Raw genomic sequence first — 18,639 nt, forward strand, 5'->3', positions numbered from 1 at the left:
ACGGAAATCACGCGTCGGCCACGGTCGGCCGCAGCCGTCCGCAGGTCAGTAGTCGTCGTACGCGAGGTTCATCAGCCACTGCGAGAAGGCGTCGCTGTTGGCGTTGACCTCTTCCTCGCCGATGAACGGCGAGAGCATATCACCGGCCATCAGCAGCGCGAAGTCGAGGTCCTTCGCCGCGGGCTGGAGATAGTAGGTGTTGTGGCCGTTGTAGACGGTCTCTTCGCGCTCGATGAGACCTGAGTTCGCCAGCGACTCGGCGATGCGGCTCCCCTTCCGCGAGGAGACGTCGAGTTCCTTCCAGAAGTCGCTCTGGTGGATGCCGCCCGACTGCCGGATGAGTTCCAGTCCGGCGAGTTCGTCCTCCGAGAGGTCGGCTTCGGACTCGGAGACGCTCACGCGGACCACCCCGGAATCGTGTGCTCGCTCATGTAGCTATCAACGATACCCGTCCTCCTTATACTTGGCTTTCCACGGGCAGATACTCCGTCTCGCAGGGCGGTCCCGGCGCGAACCGGTAGCGCGCGTCGAGTCCCCCGTCGGCGTCGCGACCCAGCCGAATCAACGACGACGAGCGCGTCCCGAAGCCGTCACCGTGGATACAGACGCCGTACTCGTGGTCGCCGAGGACGTCGCCCGCTCGAGCGAGCCAGCCGTCTGCCGTCTCGCCCTCGGCAGGCCGGAGCGCGTCGCGGACCCCACGGGCGTTGTCGGCCTGCTGTCGGCCGATTTCGGGGCGGTGCTCCGGCACGAAGAAGGAGTCGTCCGTGCCGACGTTGACGACGACGTGGACGCCGGGGTCGTACTCCCGAACGTGGAGATGGCCGTCCCATTCGAGGAGATAGGCCGCGTCGGCGTCGGCGACGACGAGGTTGAAGCCGTCGTACTCGTGGGCCGCGACCGCGCTCTCGACGTGTTCGAGCGCGGCCTCGGCACTCTCTTGGCGAAGGGCGTCGCGGACGAGCAGGCCACGCGAGCGTTCGCTCTCCAGTCCCGTCACCCAGCGGTTGGTGACGCCGGCGAAGAGTCCGAACTCGTTGTAGCCGACCCACGTCCCCCCGGCTTCGACGTCGCGCGGGGCGACGACGGCGGGGTTCTCCTCGATGCGGGCGGGTCCCTCCGACGGGCGGCCGAGTGCTTCGTCACGGTTGGCGGCGACGACGACGGGTGCGTCCTCGAAGACCTGCCACGCGATGGTGAGTGTACACACGAGCGAGCGTAGGAATGGCAGACAGATAACGAGTCGGTCGCCGACAGCGAGGATGGTCGATCACCCGGACGGTTCACGCCGTTCCGGGCGTCTTGGGGACGAGCTGGCGGAACAGGCGGACGAACGGGACGGCGAGGACGACGCCGATGCCGACGAAACACGCCATGAACCACTGGTTCGGGAGTCCGAGTTCGACCAACGCGACGGTGAGGCCGAACGAGGCGAGAGCGTAGCCGACGAACGCGAGCGTGACGGCAGCGAACCCCCGCGGGGCCGCTTCGAACACGGGCATACACGTTCACCCGGCCGGCGCGGGAATAGGGGTTGTGGCCGTCACGGTCCCGTCGGCTCAGCCGACGGTCGGGAACAGCTCGGCGACGTCCACGTCCGGCTCGACCAGTTCGTACTCGTGGCCGTCGCGTTCGACGACGCCGCGGTCCGCGAGATGGTCGAGATGGGCGTAGGCCTCGCCGGGGCCGTGGAGGATGTGAATCTTCTCCAACTCCCCGAAGAGATGCGCGCTGACGGTCCAGGTGTCGCAGGGACCGTGTTCGGCCAGCACGCCGACGACGTTCTCGGTGCGCTCGCGGTGGTGCTCCAGGATGGTGAGCGCGCGTTCGGTGGGTTGTTCGATGACGTCGCGGTGGCCGGGCCACGCGCGGGCGAGATCCAAGTCAACGAGCCGGAGCAGGCTGTCGACGTACCGCTGGAGCGGCGCGTCGACGCGGAGGTCCGCGCCGCCGACGTTCGGGGTGTATTTCGGCAGAATCGCGTCGCCGACGAAGGCTTCTCTTCCTTCGTCACCGTCGAAGGCGAACGCCGAGAGTCCGGCGGCGTGGCCCGGCAGATGGACGGCTTCGAGCGTCCGGCCGTTCACGTCGAACGTGTCGCCGTCGGCGAAGGGCGTCACGTCGACGTCCGCGCCCGCGAGCTCGTCGTGGAACACGAAGAAATCGAGCAGTTCGTCGCGCGTGTCGGCGGGCAGATTCCAGTCGTCGAGCGCGTCGCGGAGGAGGTCGTTGTTGGCCTCGACGGCCGACTCCTCACGGGCGACGAGGGGAGCGTCGGCCTCGTGGACGCGGACGGTCGCGCCGCTCTCGGCCTGGAGTTCGCCAGCGAGCCCCGCGTGGTCGTGGTGCCAGTGCGTGAGGAGGATCTCGTCGATGTCGGCGACGGCCAGCCCGAAGTCGGCCAGCCCGTCGCGAAGCTGTTCGCGCACGTCCGGGAGGGCGACGCCGGCGTCGACGAGGACGGTCCGGTCGCCGTCGAGGAGGTAGACGTCGTTCTTCCCCTCGAAGACGGTGTTACCCAGCTGTATCCGGTCCATGTCTCGCGGTTGCGGTGCGGAACCATGAGGGTTCGGACTTCGGCCGGACGGATGGGGCACTGTGACACACTCTGCGGTCAACCCTGCCGGGAGCGACGGCCGTAGAAGACGCTGTCTCCAACCTCTCGTATGACAGAGTACCAGCCCGGTGTCTGTAACATCGGCCGCTCGGAGCAGCGTCGCCGCTCCGCGCTCGGCGCGCTCGGGTTGCTCGCGACGCTCGCCGTCGTCCTCTGGGTGTTCGCGACCGACACCTCCCGGCTGTATCTCCTCGTGACCGCCGCGCCCTTCTTCCTCGTCGCGGAGGGCTTCCTCCAGGCCCGCTCGGGCTTCTGTCCCGGCTTCGCGACCGCCGGAATCTACGACGTGAGCGACGACGGCGGCGAACGACAGCAGGTCGCGGACGCCGAGGCCCGCGCGGCCGACCGCCGTCGCGCCCGACGGCTCCATCTCCACGCGGCGGGACTGGCCGCCCTCGCGACCGGCGTCGTCTTCTTCGTCGGGACGCTGGTTCCCTGACGAACTCCGTTCGGCGCGGAGAGTCGGATTCCTCGGTACATTGAAAGTCGGGCCTGCCGTAGCCGTGGCTGTCAGCCCGTATGCCAGAAAACTTCTACGACCTCCTCGGCGTCGACGAGGACGCGACGCAAGCGGACCTCAAGCAGGCCTACCGCCAGCGCGCCCGCGAGTTCCACCCCGACGTCAACGCCGACGACCGCGCAGGCGCGCAGTTCAAGACGATCCGCCGCGCCTACGACGTCCTCCGCGACGAGACCGAGCGGTCCGCCTACGACCGCCTCGGCCACACCTCCTACGTGCGAAAGCGCATGAAGGGAGGACTCCCCGACGACTCCCCGGCCAACCCCTCGTCGTCGTCATCACCTTCGTCCTCGTCGTCCACGTCGTCGTCTTCGTCCTCGTCGAAGCGGTCGTCCACCTCCTCGTCACGCTCCTCCAACCGGTCGTCTTCGTCGGCTTCCTCGACCGCTTCGACGTCCTCGACCTCCACGTCCTCGTCCACGTCGACCTCGTCCACGTCGACCTCGTCGAAGCGGTCGTCCTCGACGACTTCGAACGCCTCGCGCTCCCGCGAGTCACGGTCGACGGCGTCCTCCTCGACAGGGACCCGAAGCGGTTCGACGGAGGGGCGGCGGAACGCGTCGACCGATAGCGGTCGTCACGAGCAGTCGAACGGCCACACCGGCGCGCAGTCCCGACGGACCACGGCCGGCACGACGGCGGCCCCGAACCGCCGGTACAGCCCGAGCAGCGGCGACAGCTCCGGCAGTCGCGAACGACTCCGGAACCGCTGGGTCGCCGTCGCCGCCGCCTTCGCGCTCTATCTCGGGGGACTGGGCTGGTACGGTCTCGCCATCCGGCCGACGCTTCTCGACCTCGTGGCCGCGCTCTCGACGGCTCCCGTGGCCGCGCTCACCACGACGGGCGGCTTCGGCGCGCCCGCAACGTTCGCCCGGACGGCGGTGACGACGGCGACGACCGCGCCGTCGCCAGCACTGCTCGTACCGCTCGGGACGCTCGTGCTCCCGCTCGTCCTCGCGTGGACCGTCTCCAGCTTCGGCCGCGGGTCGGCGTGGCTGTACGTCCTCGCGGCACTCGGCCCGCTCGCCGGTCTCGGTCTCGGTCTCGCCGTCCCGACGGTTCCGACCGCGGCCTATCTCGTGACGTTCGTCGTCCTCCCGGTCGGTGCCGTGCTCGTCTTCCTCGGCGACGTCGGCCGGTACCTCTTCGCGACACGCTAAGCTCTTTTCTCTCCGGCCCGACAGTTCGAACACATGGGACTTCCGCCGAACCACGTCTGGCGTCTGCGGCTCCGCGGCGTCAACGCGTATCTCGTCGCCGACGACGGGCTGACGCTCGTCGACGCTGGCACGCCGTGGGACGCAGACAAGATCCGAACGCGCGTCCACGAGGCCGGATACGAGATCGACGACATCGACCGCGTTCTCCTCACGCACTACGACCTCGACCACGTCGGCACGCTGTCGAAACTGGGGCTTTCGCCCGACGTGGACTGTTATCTCGCCTCCCCCGACGCGGAGTATCTCCGCCGTACCCGTTCGCCCCCGCTAGCCAACCACAAGGGGCTGTTCCAGCGCGCGACGGAGTTCCTCCTGACACCGCCCGACTTCGAGATTCTCCCCGTCGAAGACGGCCAGGAGATCGGCCCGTTCGTCGCCCACCGGACGCCCGGCCACACCCCCGGCCACACCGCGTTCGTCCACGAGGAGTACGAGGCCGCGTTCGTCGGCGACCTCGTCCGCACTATCGACGGCGAACTCCACCCCTCCCCGTGGCTCCTCTCGTACAGCCTCGGCGAGGTCAAAGCGAGCGTCCGAACCCTCGCGAACCGAATCCCCGAGACCGAAGTGCTCGCCGTCGGCCACGGCCACCCCGTCCGGACGAAGGGCGGCATGGCGCTGCGCCAGCTGGCCGACCGGCTCTGACGCACGGACCTGTCACTCGAACAACTTTTTTGCCCGCTCGTGACCTCTCTCTGTGTGATGTCTCGTTCACGACGTTCCCTCCTCACGACCGGTGTCGGACTCGCCTCGGTCGCACTCGCTGGCTGTCTCGCCCCGTCGACAGAGACGCGCGACCGGGCGGTCAGAACGCTCGACGCCGCCGACACCGACGACCTCACGGTCGCGAACCAGAACGGGTCGGTCCGCGTCTCGACGTGGGGCGAGCCGACGGTCGAACTCACCGTAATCAAGCGGACGCGCGCCGACCGCAGCGTCTTCGACGACGTATCGGTCAGGACGCCGCTCGACGGTGGAACACGGACCGTCGCCGTCGACTACGCGACCGACCGCGCGCGTCGACGGGTCGCCGTCGACCTCGTCCTCCGGGTGCCGACGTCGCTCCGGGTCGCCCGCGTCGAGACGGTCAACGGCGACGTCGCGGTGACGGGGACGGTCGGCGACGGGTCGTTCGTGACCCAGAACGGCCGCGTCACCGCCACCGACATCGACGGCTTCCTGACGCTGACGACGAGCAACGGGACCGTCGAGTCGACGGGCTGTACCGGCATCGACGGTGCGCGGACGGTGAACGGGACGGTCGACGTCGAGATACTGAGCCTCCGGCGCGACGTCGAACTCGCCGCGGTCAACGGCTCGGTCGAGGCGGCGGTGTCCCCGTCGCTCGACGCGGACGTGACCGTCTCGGTGTCCAACGGCACCATCACGGTCGAAGGGGTCGACCTCGCTGACGTCGACCGGAGCGGCACGCGGCTCACGGGTACCCTCGGCGAGGGCGGTACCGCGCTCGAGCTGCGGACGACGAACGGCACCGCGACGCTGCGGGCGCTCGACGAGTGAGTCTCGGATTCATCGCGGGCGCAGTCGCTCACAGGAAGTAGAGTGACATCGGGCCTGCGTAGAACGCAAGCCCGTTGACTGACCAAGCCACTGCGGAGAGCACCAGTCTTCGCAGTTACCCGGCGCGCATCGGCGGTCTGTCTCACACCACGCGCGCCATCCCCACCTTTGACGTATGCAGTAAAAAGTGCTACGTTCCTACCAATACCAGCCAGCCGGTGCAATATTTTCACGCATATCCACATCAGACTGTGGTGATTCCCGGAAGAAACCCGACTGTCTGTAATCTTTCACGGTTCTCACTGGACGGTTGCCCAGTCGAACGGGCGACGAGTCCCGAAACTACATAATTCTTCACGCCGCGTCAGCGGACGAAGTAGGGTTCGTCGCCAGCGAGGAAGCGGCCGAGGTCGGCCTCGCGGCGGAAGTCGGTCGAACGCAGTGTGTGAAGCCCGTCGACGAGTTCGTCGTGGTCGCCGTCGTCCCACTCGCTCGGCTCGCGGATGGGGACGACGAGGAAGCCACTGCCACGGATCTCCTTCGCGTGGAGCTGCTCCATGTCGACGACGGTCTTGTGCGCCTGTGCGGTGTAGTTCTCGAGGACGTAGCGCGTCGCCCGCGCACCCACCGGCAGCAGGACGTGGGCGGCGATGGCGTGGAGTTCCGCGTCGAAAAAGCGTTCCATATCGCCGTAGTCGTCCTCGGTCGGCTCGTCGCCCTCGGGGACGCACATGTGGAGATACGAGAAGAAGGTCCGTCGCATTCCCGGTTCGTCGCCGACGCTCCGGAGCAGATCGGCCTCGGCCAACGCGCGCTGGAGACGGAGACCACCCTCGTCGGTGAAGGGAACGCCAGTGTCGACACCGCCGTGGCGACCGGGATGGTCGCCGACGACGTGGAACTCGGCGTTGGCGTCGCCGTAGCCCGGAACGAACTGCGCACACGACGGGCGCATCCCGAACGGGTTGCTCGTGCGGTCTGTGACGTTTCTCACGGCGATTGGTACGGGAGTTGCTGTTTTATGTGACGCGGTTCGAGCCAATACTCCTCTAGAGTTCGACGCCGGAGGGGATGAGACTCTCCTCACGGAGCAGGCTGCCGTCGGCGTCGTAGACGAGGAAGGTCTGCTTCTCGTAGGTGACGAGCGGCTCGCCTTCGAGCGTGAGCTCGACGCGGTAGCGACCGTCGTCGGCGTCCGCGACCCGTCCGTACTCGCGCGCGGCGCGGATGAACCGCAGCACGTCCGCGGCGTCCTCGTTCAGTTCGAGGACGAAATCACCGGTAAAGCGGTTGGTGACGCCGACGACGCCCGTCGCGGTGGGGTCGTCGACCGACCCCTGCAAGCGGAACGCCACGTCGGTCTCGCCCGCCGAGAGCAGTTCGTCGTCTGTTCCTGTGAGGCGCTCGCGAAGCAGCTCTGCTGGCCCGCGGAAGTCGATACGGACCAACGGCTTCTCCGGGTCACCCCCGGCATCGACCCAGTCGATGTTCCGCACGTCCAACTCGAAGTAATCACGCCTCATTCCGTGGGCTCTGCTTAGGTGTGCCCGCGTATGAACGTAACGCCCGCGACATGGTGGGCGCGAAGCGACCGGACGCCGCTCATGCGGCCGACAGCGACGGTTTCCCGGCGACCGACGGAGCCGGCGAGCCCCTCGGCGACGGTCTCGAACGTGTCGGAAGAACGGACAGTCTGGCACTGACACCGGTTTTTAAGTACAATCACCCGGTAGAAGCGTGCAGTTACCAGGGGGATCTATGTCACAAGACAATCGTGAGCCGTCCGAGGAGGACTTCTTCGCCGGGCTTCGGGAACGGCTCACCCACACAGTGCAGGTGCTTCGAGGCTCGAACCTCGACGTCCGTCCGTTCCGGCCCGGCGAGGACGGTCCGCTGTCCGACTTCAGCCTCCCGGCTGGGCACGAGGAGATCGACCGCTACTGGGTCAACGCCCCGTACGCCTACGTCGTCGTCACCCACGACTCCGAGGCGAGCGAACACTACTACCACGTCGTCGAACCCGACGTCACCGACTTCGAGGCCGACCTCTTCGAACGGGTCCTCGTCGACATCCGCGACCCGCTGCTCTACCGGTCGGCCGACGGCGACGCCGACGAGGAGACCGTCCTCCGCGAGGAACTCACGGAACTCCTCCAGCAGTACGGCGTCGACATCGGGATGGCGACCTTCCATACGCTGTTCTACTATCTCTACCGGGACTTCATCGGCTACGGCAAGGCCGACGCGCTGCTCCACGACGACCACATCGAGGACATCTCCTGTGACGGCTACGACCTGCCAATCTTCATCTACCACGACGACTACAGCGACATCGAGACCAACGTCTCCTTCTCGGAGGGCGAACTCGACGACTACGTCATCCGACTCGCCCAGCGGTCGGGCCGCCACATCAGCGTCGGCGACCCCGTCGTCAGCACGACGCTCCCCGACGGCTCGCGTGCGGAGCTCTCGCTCGGCAAGGAGATCACTCCGCGCGGGTCGGCGTTCACCATCCGACAGTACGCCGATGAGCCCTTCACCCCCATCGACCTCATCGACTACGGCACCTTCTCCGTCGAGATGATGGCCTATCTCTGGCTCTGTATCGAACACAACAAGTCGCTCATCTTCGCCGGCGGGACGGCCTCAGGGAAGACCACCGCGATGAACGCGGTGTCGATGTTCATCCCCCCGCGCGCGAAGGTGCTCACCATCGAGGACACCCGCGAACTCGCGCTCTACCACGACAACTGGCTCTCCAGCGTCACCCGCGAGCGGCTCCACGAGGGCACGGACATCGACATGTACGACCTGCTGCGGTCGGCACTCCGCCACCGTCCGGAGTACATCATCGTCGGCGAGGTGCGCGGTGACGAGGCCGTCACCCTCTTCCAGGCGATGAACACGGGCCACACGACCTTCTCGACGATGCACGCCGACAGCATCGAGACGGTCATCAACCGCCTGGAGAACGACCCCATCAACGTGCCGCGGGCGATGGTGCAGTCGCTCGATATGCTCTCGATCCAGACGCTCACCCGCTTCGAGGGCGAGCGTGTCCGCCGGTCGAAGGTGCTCGGCGAGATCGGCGGCATCGACCAGCGGACGGGCGAACTCGACTACTCCTCGGCCTTCCAGTGGGACGCCAACAGCGACAGCTTCCGCCGCAACGACAGCGACCTGCTCTCGGAGATCCAGTCCGAACGTGGCTGGTCGCGGTCGGAGCTTCTGAAGGAGGTCCGCCGTCGCGAACAGTTCCTCGAATATCTCCAACAGTACGGCGTCAACGACTACCGCCGCTTCACCGCCCTCGTCAACGAATACTACGCCACCCCCGAGCGCGTGATGGACCGACTCGCCTCCGGCGCGCCCGAGGCGAGGGCCGCCTGATGCTCTGGGTGGTCCCGCTCGCCGTCGCCGCCGTGCTCTGTCTGGTCGTCGTGCTCGACACCGTCGACAAGCGCATCCGGCTCGCGGTCACACGGGTCGCACTGGCGCTCTTCGGCGACTACGTCGTCACCGCGGACGACGCCGACCGCCGTCAACAGCAGATGCGCGCGGCCCACATCGGCGTGACCCACCGCGTCTACGCCGCCCGGACACTCCTCTACAGCGGGATCTTCGGCGTCGTCGGCAGCCTCCTCGGCATCTATCTCGCGGCGGGGCTCGTCTCGGCACTCTCGCTCACGTCCGAGGGTATCCGCGCCTCGCTGCCGTCGACGCTGGGCTTTCTCGGCAACCTCGCAGCCGTCCCGTCGCTCGACATCGGCGAGCTGTTCGTCCTCCTGCTCTTTGCGAGCGCGACCGTCGGGACGCTGCTGGCCGCCGGTTCGTACTACGCGCGCTGGTTCTATCTCGACCAGCTCGCGGTCGCCCGCGCGAGTGCCATCGAAGCGACGCTCCCCCGGACCGTCGCGTTCGTCTACGCGCTCTCACGCAGCGGGATGTCGTTTCCGCAGATCCTCCAGACGCTCGTCGACAACCGGCAGGTCTACGGAGCCTCAGCTACCGAAATCGGCGTCGCCGTCCGCGACATGGACACCTTCGGAACCGACGTCATCACCGCCCTCCAGCGGCTCGGACGGCGGACGCCCAGCGACGGTCTGGAGGAGTTCTCCGAGAACCTCGCGAGCGTCCTCTCCAGCGGCCGGAGTCTCTCGGACTTCCTCCACGCCCAGTACGAACGGTACCAAGAGGAGGCGCAGGCCCAACAGGAGCAGTATCTCGAACTGCTCGCGACGTTCGCCGAGGTCTACGTCACGGTGCTCGTCGCCGGACCGCTGTTCTTCATCACCATCCTCATCGTCATCGGCCTGGTGTTGCAGGACACGCTGACGTTCATCCGGTTCATCTCGTATCTCGGCATCCCACTGGCGAGCGCGGCGTTCATCGTCTACATCGACAGCATGGCGAACGCGACGCGGTTACACGGCGACAGCCGGCTGTCGCCCCGTCAGTCGTTCACCCGCTCGTCGTTCGCGGCCGACGGCGGCGTCCGCTCGGCGACGGCGTCCGAGCGGCTCAACCGGCGAGTGCTCGCGACCTACGACCGGCTCCGTCCGGTCAAGCGGTGGCTCGACGACCCCATGGAGATGGTCCTTCGCCATCCTCTCTGGTCGCTCACCGTCACCGCGCCGGTCGGTCTCGCCTACGTCGCTCTGCAGGCGGACCTGCCGGGTCGGACGCTCCCACCGCTGGAGCGGTTCGACCTCTACAAGGCGTTGGACCTCATCGACGACCCGCTCGTCCACGCGACGATTCTCGTGCTCATCGTCTTCTCTCTGGCCTACGAGGCGCGGAAACGCCGCCTGCGTGCGATGGAGATGGCGATTCCGGACTTCCTCGACCGGCTCGCGAGCGTCAACGAGGCCGGACTCACCGTCGTCCAGAGCGTCAAGCGCGTCTCGGAGAGCGACCTCGGCGCGCTCACGCCCGAGGTCAGGCGCGCGTGGCGCGACATCCAGTGGGGTGCCGACGCAGAGCGCGCCCTCCTGCGGATGGCTCACCGGACGTCGTCGCCGACGGTCATCCGTGCGGCGACGCTCATCACCAACGCGATGCGCGCGACCGACGACATCGCACCCGTCCTCCGCATCGCCGCCGACGAGGCACAGTCCAGCCGTCGCCTCCGCCGCGAGCGTCGCAACGAGATGGTCACCTACCTGCTCGTCATCTACATCTCGTTTTTCGTCTTCATCGGCATCATCGCCGCACTGACGGTGTCGTTCCTCCCGGCCATCGAGGCGACCCAGAGCGTCAGTACGGGTGCCCCCTCGGGAATCGTCTCCGGCGGCGTCTTCAGCGGCATCGGCGACGTCGACACCGACGCCTACCGGCTCTTGCTCTACCACACCGCGGTCATCCAGGCGGTCTGTTCGGGTCTCATCGCTGGACAGCTCGGTGAGGGGACCGTCTCCGACGGCGCGAAACACGCCGCGATCCTCCTGACCATCGCTCACGTCTCGTTCCTCCTGATGTGAGTCGCTGAAGTCGTCGGGACTTTATCCGACCCATCGAATCCCCCGCTATGGACGCGGACCCACAGGCGACCTACGACCGCATCGCGACACACTTCGCGTCGACTCGCGAGTACGCCTGGCCCGAGGTCGAGCAGTTCGTCGACGAGCGGAGCGCGCCGGACCAGCGCGCGCTCGACCTCGGCTGCGGCAACGGCCGCCACGCGGAACTGCTCGCCGGCCACGTCGACCGCGTCGTCGGCCTCGACGTGAGCCGCGGCCTGCTCGACGAGGCGGCCGCCCGCGCCGCCGACCGGGAGTTCGCGGTCGACCTCGTTCACGGCGACGCTGCCCGGATTCCCTTCCGCGACGACGTGTTCGACCTCGCGGTCTACGTCGCCACCCTCCACCACCTGCCGGACCGCGAGACCCGCGTCGCCAGCCTCTCGGAACTCGCACGCGTGCTGACGCCGGAGGGCCACGCCGTCGTCAGCGTCTGGAGCACCGAACACGACACCTTCGACGAGACCGAAGGCTTCGATACGACCGTCGACTGGACGCTCCCCGGCGGCGAGACGGTCGGTCGCTTCTACCACATCTACGACCCCGAGGAGTTCCGCGCGGACCTCGCTGCCAGCGACCTCCGCGTCGTCGAGCAGTTCGTCTCCAGCGGCAACTGCTACGCTGTCGTTGGCGGTCGCTGAGACAGGCCTCGGCGGAGGACCGTTCGTCCAGCGGACGGCAGTCGAGGTCGTCTCGGGAACGAAGTGAGTTCGGAGGAAGTTAGAAGTGAGTTAGAACGCTTCCCAGTCAGTCGGTGCGTCCAGCCGTCCGCGACGGCGGAGTTCGCGGCCGTCGTCGGTCTCGCGTGTCTCGATAATCGCGTCGAAGGGGTCGTAGAGCGTGTGGAGGGTCTGTTCGTCGTGCATCGTCGAGCCGACGACGGAGACACAGGACCACGAGAGGTCCTCGACGCGGTCGAGGAAGACCCGGAGGAACTGATAGACGCGTTGGGCGTCCCAGTACATCAGGAGCGTCGACAGCGAGGAGAGACCGACGGCGACGTGCTCGCGGTCCTCGAACTGCTCGGTGAGCGTGGTAAACTGGATGCCGAGCTGGGTGAGGTTCTCCGGCGACCCCACGTGGCGGACGAGATCGTCGCCGTCGGCGTCGGCGTCGCCGGCGGAACCCGCGCAGTCGACGACGCCGACCGACTCGGATGGGAACCCGGCGAGTTCGTGGACGTCCCGGCGTATCGTCGCCGCCTGCGTGTCCGTGGAGACGACAATGAGATCGTCGGCAGTCGCCGCGAGGAGTCGGAGCATGACGGTGTACTTCCCCGTCATGGGCGGCCCGGAGACGAGTAGCGACTCGCCGGGGGAGAGTGGCTCGGAGAGAAGAGCGGGGAGACCGGACATACGATACCTGCGCGACGGAGACACAAAACGTTTGACTGTCGTGTTCCGTCAGTCGCGCCGCAGGAAGTCGGGAAGATTCAGTCGGTCGCGGCCGTCGGCACGGGGCCGGTCGAGCAGCGTCGTCCGCGCGAGCGACGGCGGGAGGTCGAAGCGACTCGGCGGCCGATGGCGGTCGACGACGGTCTCCAGCGACGTCGACTCGCCGTCGACGAGCGTTCGCCACATCGTCCTTGCGTCCGCGTCGCTCGCCGTCTGTCGGAACTCGTTGGCTTCCTGTCGGCCTTCGCGGTAGGCGAGTTCGACCATACTGCGCTCGTAGCTGGTGTCGACCGTCGCCCGGAGGCGGTCGTACTCGTCGGGGTGACGCTCGCCCATGGCCGCAGCGACGCCGAGGGCGTAGGCCCGGTGGAGCACCTCGTCACGCGAGAGGTCCGTCCAGTCGGTCCCGAGTTCGGCGGCGTACACGGCTACTCACCCGGGGCTTCGCCGGGATGGACGACCAGTCCCTGGTCGGTGAACTCGACGCGGTTGATGTCCGTGTCGACGTCGGTCCCGCGCATCTTGACCACCTGCACGCCCCGGTTCATCCCGCCCTCGTCGAGGTAGTTGTGGAAGAAGATGACCCCGTGGGCCAGATAATGTTCGTCCGTGTACGCCGAGGGGTCGGTCATCTCCGAGATGAGGATCGTCGTCGCGTTCGTCCGCTTCAGCGACGAGAGGAACTGGATGACGGTGTCCTCGTCGTCCGAGAGGAAATACCGCAGCAGCATCGTCGAGTCGATGATGAGCCGGTCGATGTCCCGCGACTGGACGAACGAGACGATGCGGTTGCTGAGACTGGAGCGGTCGCGACGCTCGCCGGGCAGCCCGAAGAACCGCTTGCCGTCCGAGGAGAATGCGTCGAGGTAGGTGACGCCCTCCGTCGAGAGTGCCCGCTTGAAGCCGAAGTCGAAACTGTCCATGTCGGAGACGATGTCCGCCTTCGTCTCGTGCATACTGATGTAGAGACATTTGTCGCCCTGCATGGCGCCGCGGGTGAGAAACTGCGAGGAGAACGTGGTCTTTCCGCTGCCCGGCGGCCCGCTCAAGAGATACAGCCGCCCTGCGGGCATCCCACCACCGACGAGTTCGTCGAAGCCATCGACGCCGCTTGCGATTCGCATAGGACAACGCTCTGAGTGGCCGTAGATAAGTGTTCGTCCCCGGTTTTCAGGGCTGATAACGACAAGAGACCGGGGTTCTCAACCCTGATACTGGCAGGGGACGGTTCCTACGCGGCGGCTTCCGGCTCGGCGCGCTCGCGGTCGATCTCCGGTTCGACCCAGACGACGAAGCCGTCGTCGCGCTTGACGATGCCGCGGATGGACTCCTCGTCGGCGAGGGTGGTCTCGTCGACGTCCTCCTCGGTCACGGTCACGACCTGGTAGACCTCGTCGACGACCCAGCCGATGGCACCCTGGTCGCCGGTCGTCTCGGGGTCGAAGACGACGATGCGGTTCCGCGCGCCGTCGCCCTCGATGCCGAAGACGGTCTTGGGGTCGATGATCGAAGTCGTCCGGCCGCGCAGGTCCATGACGCCCTCGACGTGCGGTGGCGAGTTCGGAATCATCGTCAGCTCACCGGCGTCGACGATCTCGTCGATGTAGGCGATGTCGAGGCAGTACGACTCGCCGCCGAGACCGAATTCGAGTACTTGTGTTGGTTGTGACATCGGTTGACAGTTCGTGAGTCCAGCGGCCTCAAAAGGGTATCCCCCGGATTATCAGCACTGATTATTTGGACGGAGCGTTTATCCGACCGGTATCTGAAGGAGTGTCAAGGTTGAGCCAGGATGCCGCAGCGAGGATATACCACAGGACGGACGGGGGCGACGACGCCCGCGTCCACGCGAGGAGAATCGGGTGCCGACGCGTAGTCCCCGTGCAGTCGTCGTCGACGACTCCCGGTTCATGCGGGAACTCATCTCCGACGTCCTCCGCGACGGCGGCGTTACCGTCGTCGCCGAGGCCTCTGACGGCCACGAGGCGGTCGCAGCCGTCACCCGTCACCGCCCGGACGTGGTGACGATGGACGTCGAGATGCCCCGGATGAACGGTATCGACGCGGTCGAACGGATCATGGACGAACAGCCGACGCCCGTGTTGATGCTCTCGGCGTACACCGAGGACGGCGCGGACGTCACTTTCGAGGCACTCGACAAGGGTGCCGTCGACTTTTTCGCGAAGCCCGGCGGCGAGGTGTCGATGGGCGTCACCCGCCAGAAGGCACAGCTCGTCGAGAAGGTCAAATCCGTCGCGACGGCGGACCTCTCGCGACGGACGCGGTCGCGCTCGCGCACCGCACAGACGGCCACCCCCTCGGGGACGGCCGCACGGACCACCGAGACGGCCTCGTACGTCGACAACCCGACGCTCGTCATCGGCTCGTCGACCGGCGGGCCGGGGGCGGTCGAGACCGTCCTCTCGGAGCTGCCGTTGGCGGCGGACTTCCGCGTGCTCGTCGTCCAGCATATGCCGGACGCGTTCACGGGTCGGTTCGCCGACCGCCTCGACGCCCGCTCGGAGTACGACGTGCGCGAGGCGACCGACGGCGCGCGCATCGGCGGCGGGGAGGTCCTCGTCGCCAACGGCGGGACGAACACGCTCGTCTCGCACTACAACCGCGGTCGGATGCGCGTCAAACTGACCGAGGACGACTTCGACAAGGGCGTCCAGCCCTCCGTCGACGTGACGATGGAATCCGTCGCGAGGAAAGTCGACGACCCCGTCGTCGGCGTCATCCTGACCGGGATGGGCGGCGACGGCGCGGACGGAATCGAAGCACTCTCGCGGGCCGGTGCGTACACCGTCGCCGAGAGCGAGGAGTCCGCCGTCATCTACGGGATGCCGAAGCGGGCCGTCGAGACGGGCTGTATCGACTCCGTCGAACATCTCGACGACGTCGCAGCGGACGTGCTCGAACACGTCCGGGAGGGTAACTGAGATGGACGAACACAGACAGATCTTCATCCACGAGAGTCACGAACAGATTACGGAACTGAACAACTCGCTTCTCGCCCTCGAGTCGAACCCCGAGGACGCCGAGGCGATGGACGCCATCTTCCGGACGGCGCACACGCTCAAGGGCAACGCGGCGGCGATGGGCTACGAGAACGCCAGTACCCTCGCGCACGCGCTCGAAGACCTCCTCGACGAGGTCCGACAGGGCCGCATCGAGGTCTCGCCGGAGCTGATGGACCTGCTCTTCGACGGTATCGACGAGCTGGAAGCCATGCTCGCCGAGATTTCGGAGACCGGCGAGACGACCATCGACCCCGAGGAGACCGGCGGCGAAATCCGCGCGCTCATCGAGGCCGAACTCGCGGCCGACGCCGCAGCCGACGAGCCAGTCGAAGCGGACGCCGAGACGGTCGGCGAGACAGACGAGGCACGCGAGACGCCCGACCGCGTCGACGGTCTCGTCTCCGGCGACCTCGCCGACGCGCTGACGACGCTCGCCGCCGGCGCGGACGACCCGCTCGTCCACGCCCGCGTCGACGTCGGCGACAGCGATATGAAGGGCGTCGACGGGCTGTTCGTCCTCCAAGCGGTGGAGGGAGCCTTCGGCGACTACGAGAGCGCGCCGCCCGCCGACGACATCGAGGACGGCGACTACGACGAGGGCTTCGACGTCTTCGTCGTCGCCGACTCGCCCGCCGTCGTCGAGGCGGGTCTCGACGCGGTGAGTCAGGTCGAATCCGTCGACGTGACGGACGTCTCGGCGGCCGTGGGCCACGAGCCGGTCGTCGCCGAGTCGGAGGTCGAGGGCGACACGGGCAAGGCAGACGACAGAACGGAGGCAGGGGCCGACGCCGACACGACGACGCCGGCCACCGACGACCTCGACGTCGAGGCAGTCGACGAGGTGACGGAGAAGCCGGACCGCGCGGGGATGGACGACAGCATCTCGTCGGTCCGCGTCGACGTCGACCAGCTGGACACGCTCTACGGGCTGGTCGAACAGCTCGTGACGAGCCGCATCAAGCTCCGCCGCGAGATGGACGACCTCGACATCAAGAAGTCCGAGAACCTCGACGAACTGGACAAGATCTCGTCGAACCTCCAGAACACGGTGATGGATATGCGGCTCATCCCGTTGAAGAAGGTCGTCAACAAGTTCCCGCGGCTCGTCCGCGACATCGCCCGCGACCAGGAGAAGCAGGTCGACTTCACCATCGAGGGCGAGGATATCGAACTCGATAGAACGATTCTGACGGAGATCCGCGACCCGCTGATGCACATCCTGCGGAACGCGGTCGACCACGGGATCGAGTCGCCCGAGGAGCGCGAGGCCGTCGACAAGCCTCCGGAGGGGCGCGTGAAGCTCACGGCGACCCGCGAGCGCGACCACGTGACCATCGAGGTCTCGGACGACGGCGGCGGTCTCGACGTGGACTCCATCCGCACGAAGGCCGTCGAGAAGGGCGTCAAGACGCAGGGCGAACTCGACGCGATGACCGACTCGGAGGTCTACGACCTCGTCTTCCACCCCGGCTTCTCGACCAACGAGGAGATCACGGACATCAGCGGCCGCGGGGTCGGGATGGACGTGGTCCACTCGACGGTCACACAGCTCGACGGAACCGTCTCCGTCGACAGCGAACCCGGTGAGGGGACGACCGTCTCGCTGCGGCTGCCCGTGACGGTCGCCATCGTGAAGATGATGTTCGTCCGCGTGGGCGACACGGAGTACGGCATCCCCGTCAAGAACATCGACGAGGTTGCCCGGCTGAAGGACGTCCACACCGTCAAGGGCGACGAAGTCATCGAACACGACGACGACATCTACCCCGTCGTCCGCCTCGGCGAGGTGCTGGACGAACCGGCCGCCTCGCGCAACGGCGACGGAATGCTCCTGCGGATTCGCCCCGAGAAACGGCAGGTCGCGCTCCACTGCGACGCCGTCCTCGACCAGGAGGAGGTCGTGGTCAAACCCCTGGAGGGCGTCCTCAGCGGGATTCCCGGTCTCTCGGGGACGGCCGTCCTCGGCGACGGCGACATCGTGACCATCCTCGACGTGGTGACGCTATGAGCCGCAGCGAGACCGACGACCGGGGCTTCCAGCGCGTCATCAAGCATATCGCCGACGAGGTGGACTTCGAACCCGGCTACTACAACGACGCCTACCTCGGGCGGCGCATCACCGCCCGGATGCGGCGGTGCAAGGCCGAGGACTACGACAGCTATCTGACCGTCCTCCGTCGCGACGACGAGGAGCGTGACCTCCTCTTGGACTCGCTGACGGTCAACGTGACCAACTTCTTCCGCAACCCCGAGATGTGGGAGGCACTCCGGCCGGTCCTCCGCGACCTCACTGCCGACCGTCGGCGCGTCACCGCGTGGAGCGCGCCCTGCGCCGACGGCCGCGAACCTTACTCGATGGCGATGCTGGCGAAAGACGACCCCGAAATCGTCGCCCGCAAGCTGTCGATTCTCGGGACCGACATCGACCGCGAAGCACTCGCGGCCGCTCGCCGCGGCGAGTACGAGACGACGCGGACGACCGACATCGGCGGCGAACTCGACCCCCTGACCGATGCGGCGGCCTACGTCCGCCAGGAGGGCGACCACTTCCGCGTCCGCGACGCGGTCAAACGGATGGTCGAGTTCGAGCGTCACGACCTCATCCGCGACGGGTCGAAGTCCGGCTTCGGGCTCGTGATGTGTCGGAACCTGCTCATCTACATCGACACGGAGTACAAGCAGGCCATCTTCGACACCATCACCGACTCCATCCGGCCGGGCGGCTATCTCGTCATCGGGATGACCGAGTCGCTGCCGCCCGCCTCCCGCGAGGTGTTCACGCCCGTCGACAAACGGCGGCGAATCTACTGCAAGGAGTAACCCAA

20 protein-coding genes are annotated in these 18,639 nt (G+C 67.1%); 10 read left to right on the forward strand and 10 right to left on the reverse strand.

Translation table 11 applies throughout. The annotated features are described in order from the left end of the window. Positions 1-45: 45 nt before the first annotated feature. The 4 genes from BLR57_RS05375 to BLR57_RS05390 all read right to left on the reverse strand — a co-directional run bounded on the left by BLR57_RS05375 (position 46) and on the right by BLR57_RS05390 (position 2,537). Positions 46-399: a helix-turn-helix transcriptional regulator gene (locus BLR57_RS05375; RefSeq protein WP_089695545.1), complete on the reverse strand. Its 354-nt coding sequence runs from the start codon at positions 397-399 to the stop codon at positions 46-48. Between the two features lie 58 nt (positions 400-457). Beyond that, positions 458-1,210: an NRDE family protein gene (locus BLR57_RS05380; RefSeq protein ID WP_089694887.1), complete on the reverse strand. Its 753-nt coding sequence runs from the start codon at positions 1,208-1,210 to the stop codon at positions 458-460. Between the two features lie 73 nt (positions 1,211-1,283). Further along, positions 1,284-1,502, reverse strand: coding sequence for a hypothetical protein (locus BLR57_RS05385; protein ID WP_089694889.1), 219 nt, complete (start codon positions 1,500-1,502; stop codon positions 1,284-1,286). Between the two features lie 57 nt (positions 1,503-1,559). Continuing rightward, entirely contained in the window at positions 1,560-2,537 is a 978-nt protein-coding gene (locus BLR57_RS05390) for an MBL fold metallo-hydrolase (protein WP_089694891.1), read from the reverse strand. 129 nt (positions 2,538-2,666) lie between these two features. Here BLR57_RS05390 and BLR57_RS05395 point away from each other — a divergent pair, with 129 nt between their 5' ends. From BLR57_RS05395 to BLR57_RS05410, 4 genes are all read left to right on the forward strand, one after another. Further along, a complete protein-coding gene (locus BLR57_RS05395) occupies positions 2,667-3,056 on the forward strand; it encodes a hypothetical protein (protein WP_089694893.1) in 390 nt (129 codons plus the stop codon). A gap of 80 nt (positions 3,057-3,136) precedes the next feature. Then, entirely contained in the window at positions 3,137-4,297 is a 1,161-nt protein-coding gene (locus tag BLR57_RS05400; RefSeq protein WP_089694894.1) for a DnaJ domain-containing protein, read from the forward strand. Between the two features lie 33 nt (positions 4,298-4,330). Then, on the forward strand, positions 4,331-5,002 hold the full coding sequence (locus BLR57_RS05405; protein ID WP_089694895.1) for an MBL fold metallo-hydrolase: 672 nt from the start codon (positions 4,331-4,333) through the stop codon (positions 5,000-5,002). Positions 5,003-5,059: 57 nt separating this feature from the next. Then, the gene (locus BLR57_RS05410; RefSeq protein WP_089694896.1) at positions 5,060-5,878 is read left to right on the forward strand and encodes a DUF4097 family beta strand repeat-containing protein; all 819 of its coding nucleotides are present in this window, start codon (positions 5,060-5,062) and stop codon (positions 5,876-5,878) included. 364 nt (positions 5,879-6,242) lie between these two features. Here the strand turns inward: BLR57_RS05410 and BLR57_RS05415 are convergent, their stop codons facing one another. Both BLR57_RS05415 and BLR57_RS05420 read right to left on the reverse strand, forming a co-directional pair. Continuing rightward, the gene (locus BLR57_RS05415; RefSeq protein ID WP_170830564.1) at positions 6,243-6,872 is read right to left on the reverse strand and encodes a uracil-DNA glycosylase family protein; all 630 of its coding nucleotides are present in this window, start codon (positions 6,870-6,872) and stop codon (positions 6,243-6,245) included. A gap of 55 nt (positions 6,873-6,927) precedes the next feature. Beyond that, positions 6,928-7,401 carry a DUF5793 family protein gene (locus BLR57_RS05420; protein WP_089694898.1) on the reverse strand — a complete coding sequence of 158 codons (474 nt, stop codon included), beginning with the start codon at positions 7,399-7,401 and terminating at the stop codon, positions 6,928-6,930. A gap of 235 nt (positions 7,402-7,636) precedes the next feature. Between BLR57_RS05420 and BLR57_RS05425 the strand changes: the two genes are divergently transcribed. The 3 genes from BLR57_RS05425 to BLR57_RS05435 are packed head-to-tail and all read left to right on the forward strand — an operon-like array spanning position 7,637 to position 12,038. Next, positions 7,637-9,268 (forward strand): type II/IV secretion system ATPase subunit, encoded by a 1,632-nt coding sequence (locus BLR57_RS05425; protein WP_089694899.1) that lies wholly within the window; start codon positions 7,637-7,639, stop codon positions 9,266-9,268. Next, positions 9,268-11,358, forward strand: a complete 2,091-nt coding sequence (locus tag BLR57_RS05430; RefSeq protein WP_089694901.1) for a type II secretion system F family protein — start codon at positions 9,268-9,270, stop codon at positions 11,356-11,358. Before BLR57_RS05425 ends, BLR57_RS05430 begins: the two co-directional genes overlap by 1 nt. Before the next feature lie 47 nt (positions 11,359-11,405). Beyond that, on the forward strand, positions 11,406-12,038 hold the full coding sequence (locus tag BLR57_RS05435) for a class I SAM-dependent methyltransferase (protein ID WP_089694903.1): 633 nt from the start codon (positions 11,406-11,408) through the stop codon (positions 12,036-12,038). Between the two features lie 90 nt (positions 12,039-12,128). Here BLR57_RS05435 and BLR57_RS05440 read toward each other — a convergent pair whose 3' ends face one another. The 4 genes from BLR57_RS05440 to BLR57_RS05455 form a co-directional block, all read right to left on the reverse strand. Then, positions 12,129-12,752 (reverse strand): DUF7504 family protein, encoded by a 624-nt coding sequence (locus BLR57_RS05440; protein ID WP_089694905.1) that lies wholly within the window; start codon positions 12,750-12,752, stop codon positions 12,129-12,131. Between the two features lie 48 nt (positions 12,753-12,800). After that, on the reverse strand, positions 12,801-13,217 hold the full coding sequence (locus tag BLR57_RS05445; RefSeq protein ID WP_089694907.1) for a DUF8057 family protein: 417 nt from the start codon (positions 13,215-13,217) through the stop codon (positions 12,801-12,803). A gap of 2 nt (positions 13,218-13,219) precedes the next feature. After that, entirely contained in the window at positions 13,220-13,915 is a 696-nt protein-coding gene (locus BLR57_RS05450) for an RAD55 family ATPase (RefSeq protein ID WP_089694910.1), read from the reverse strand. Positions 13,916-14,022: 107 nt separating this feature from the next. Next, positions 14,023-14,463, reverse strand: a complete 441-nt coding sequence (locus BLR57_RS05455) for a chemotaxis protein CheW (protein WP_089694912.1) — start codon at positions 14,461-14,463, stop codon at positions 14,023-14,025. 190 nt (positions 14,464-14,653) lie between these two features. Between BLR57_RS05455 and cheB the strand changes: the two genes are divergently transcribed. Genes cheB through BLR57_RS05470 form a run of 3 tightly spaced genes read left to right on the forward strand, consistent with a single transcriptional unit; the run spans position 14,654 to position 18,634 of the window. After that, positions 14,654-15,733, forward strand: a complete 1,080-nt coding sequence (gene cheB / locus BLR57_RS05460; RefSeq protein WP_089694914.1) for a chemotaxis-specific protein-glutamate methyltransferase CheB — start codon at positions 14,654-14,656, stop codon at positions 15,731-15,733. Between the two features lies 1 nt (position 15,734). Beyond that, entirely contained in the window at positions 15,735-17,822 is a 2,088-nt protein-coding gene (locus tag BLR57_RS05465) for a chemotaxis protein CheA (protein ID WP_089694915.1), read from the forward strand. Continuing rightward, complete coding sequence (locus BLR57_RS05470) at positions 17,819-18,634, forward strand: CheR family methyltransferase (protein ID WP_089694917.1); 816 nt, start codon at positions 17,819-17,821, stop codon at positions 18,632-18,634. Before BLR57_RS05465 ends, BLR57_RS05470 begins: the two co-directional genes overlap by 4 nt. Positions 18,635-18,639: the final 5 nt, after the last annotated feature.

Source organism: Halogranum gelatinilyticum (assembly GCF_900103715.1).
GTDB lineage: Archaea > Halobacteriota > Halobacteria > Halobacteriales > Haloferacaceae > Halogranum > Halogranum gelatinilyticum.

What these genes read in the sequence shown, in the direction of transcription:
- BLR57_RS05385 (WP_089694889.1), bottom strand. Translation starts at nt 1,502, where the DNA reads ATGCCCGTGTTCGAAGCGGCCCCGCGGGGGTTCGCTGCCGTCACGCTC.
- BLR57_RS05390 (WP_089694891.1), bottom strand. Translation starts at nt 2,537, where the DNA reads ATGGACCGGATACAGCTGGGTAACACCGTCTTCGAGGGGAAGAACGAC.
- BLR57_RS05395 (WP_089694893.1), top strand. Translation starts at nt 2,667, where the DNA reads ATGACAGAGTACCAGCCCGGTGTCTGTAACATCGGCCGCTCGGAGCAG.
- BLR57_RS05400 (WP_089694894.1), top strand. Translation starts at nt 3,137, where the DNA reads ATGCCAGAAAACTTCTACGACCTCCTCGGCGTCGACGAGGACGCGACG.
- BLR57_RS05405 (WP_089694895.1), top strand. Translation starts at nt 4,331, where the DNA reads ATGGGACTTCCGCCGAACCACGTCTGGCGTCTGCGGCTCCGCGGCGTC.
- BLR57_RS05410 (WP_089694896.1), top strand. Translation starts at nt 5,060, where the DNA reads ATGTCTCGTTCACGACGTTCCCTCCTCACGACCGGTGTCGGACTCGCC.
- BLR57_RS05420 (WP_089694898.1), bottom strand. Translation starts at nt 7,401, where the DNA reads ATGAGGCGTGATTACTTCGAGTTGGACGTGCGGAACATCGACTGGGTC.
- BLR57_RS05425 (WP_089694899.1), top strand. Translation starts at nt 7,637, where the DNA reads ATGTCACAAGACAATCGTGAGCCGTCCGAGGAGGACTTCTTCGCCGGG.
- BLR57_RS05430 (WP_089694901.1), top strand. Translation starts at nt 9,268, where the DNA reads ATGCTCTGGGTGGTCCCGCTCGCCGTCGCCGCCGTGCTCTGTCTGGTC.
- BLR57_RS05435 (WP_089694903.1), top strand. Translation starts at nt 11,406, where the DNA reads ATGGACGCGGACCCACAGGCGACCTACGACCGCATCGCGACACACTTC.
- BLR57_RS05440 (WP_089694905.1), bottom strand. Translation starts at nt 12,752, where the DNA reads ATGTCCGGTCTCCCCGCTCTTCTCTCCGAGCCACTCTCCCCCGGCGAG.
- BLR57_RS05450 (WP_089694910.1), bottom strand. Translation starts at nt 13,915, where the DNA reads ATGCGAATCGCAAGCGGCGTCGATGGCTTCGACGAACTCGTCGGTGGT.
- BLR57_RS05455 (WP_089694912.1), bottom strand. Translation starts at nt 14,463, where the DNA reads ATGTCACAACCAACACAAGTACTCGAATTCGGTCTCGGCGGCGAGTCG.
- BLR57_RS05465 (WP_089694915.1), top strand. Translation starts at nt 15,735, where the DNA reads ATGGACGAACACAGACAGATCTTCATCCACGAGAGTCACGAACAGATT.
- BLR57_RS05470 (WP_089694917.1), top strand. Translation starts at nt 17,819, where the DNA reads ATGAGCCGCAGCGAGACCGACGACCGGGGCTTCCAGCGCGTCATCAAG.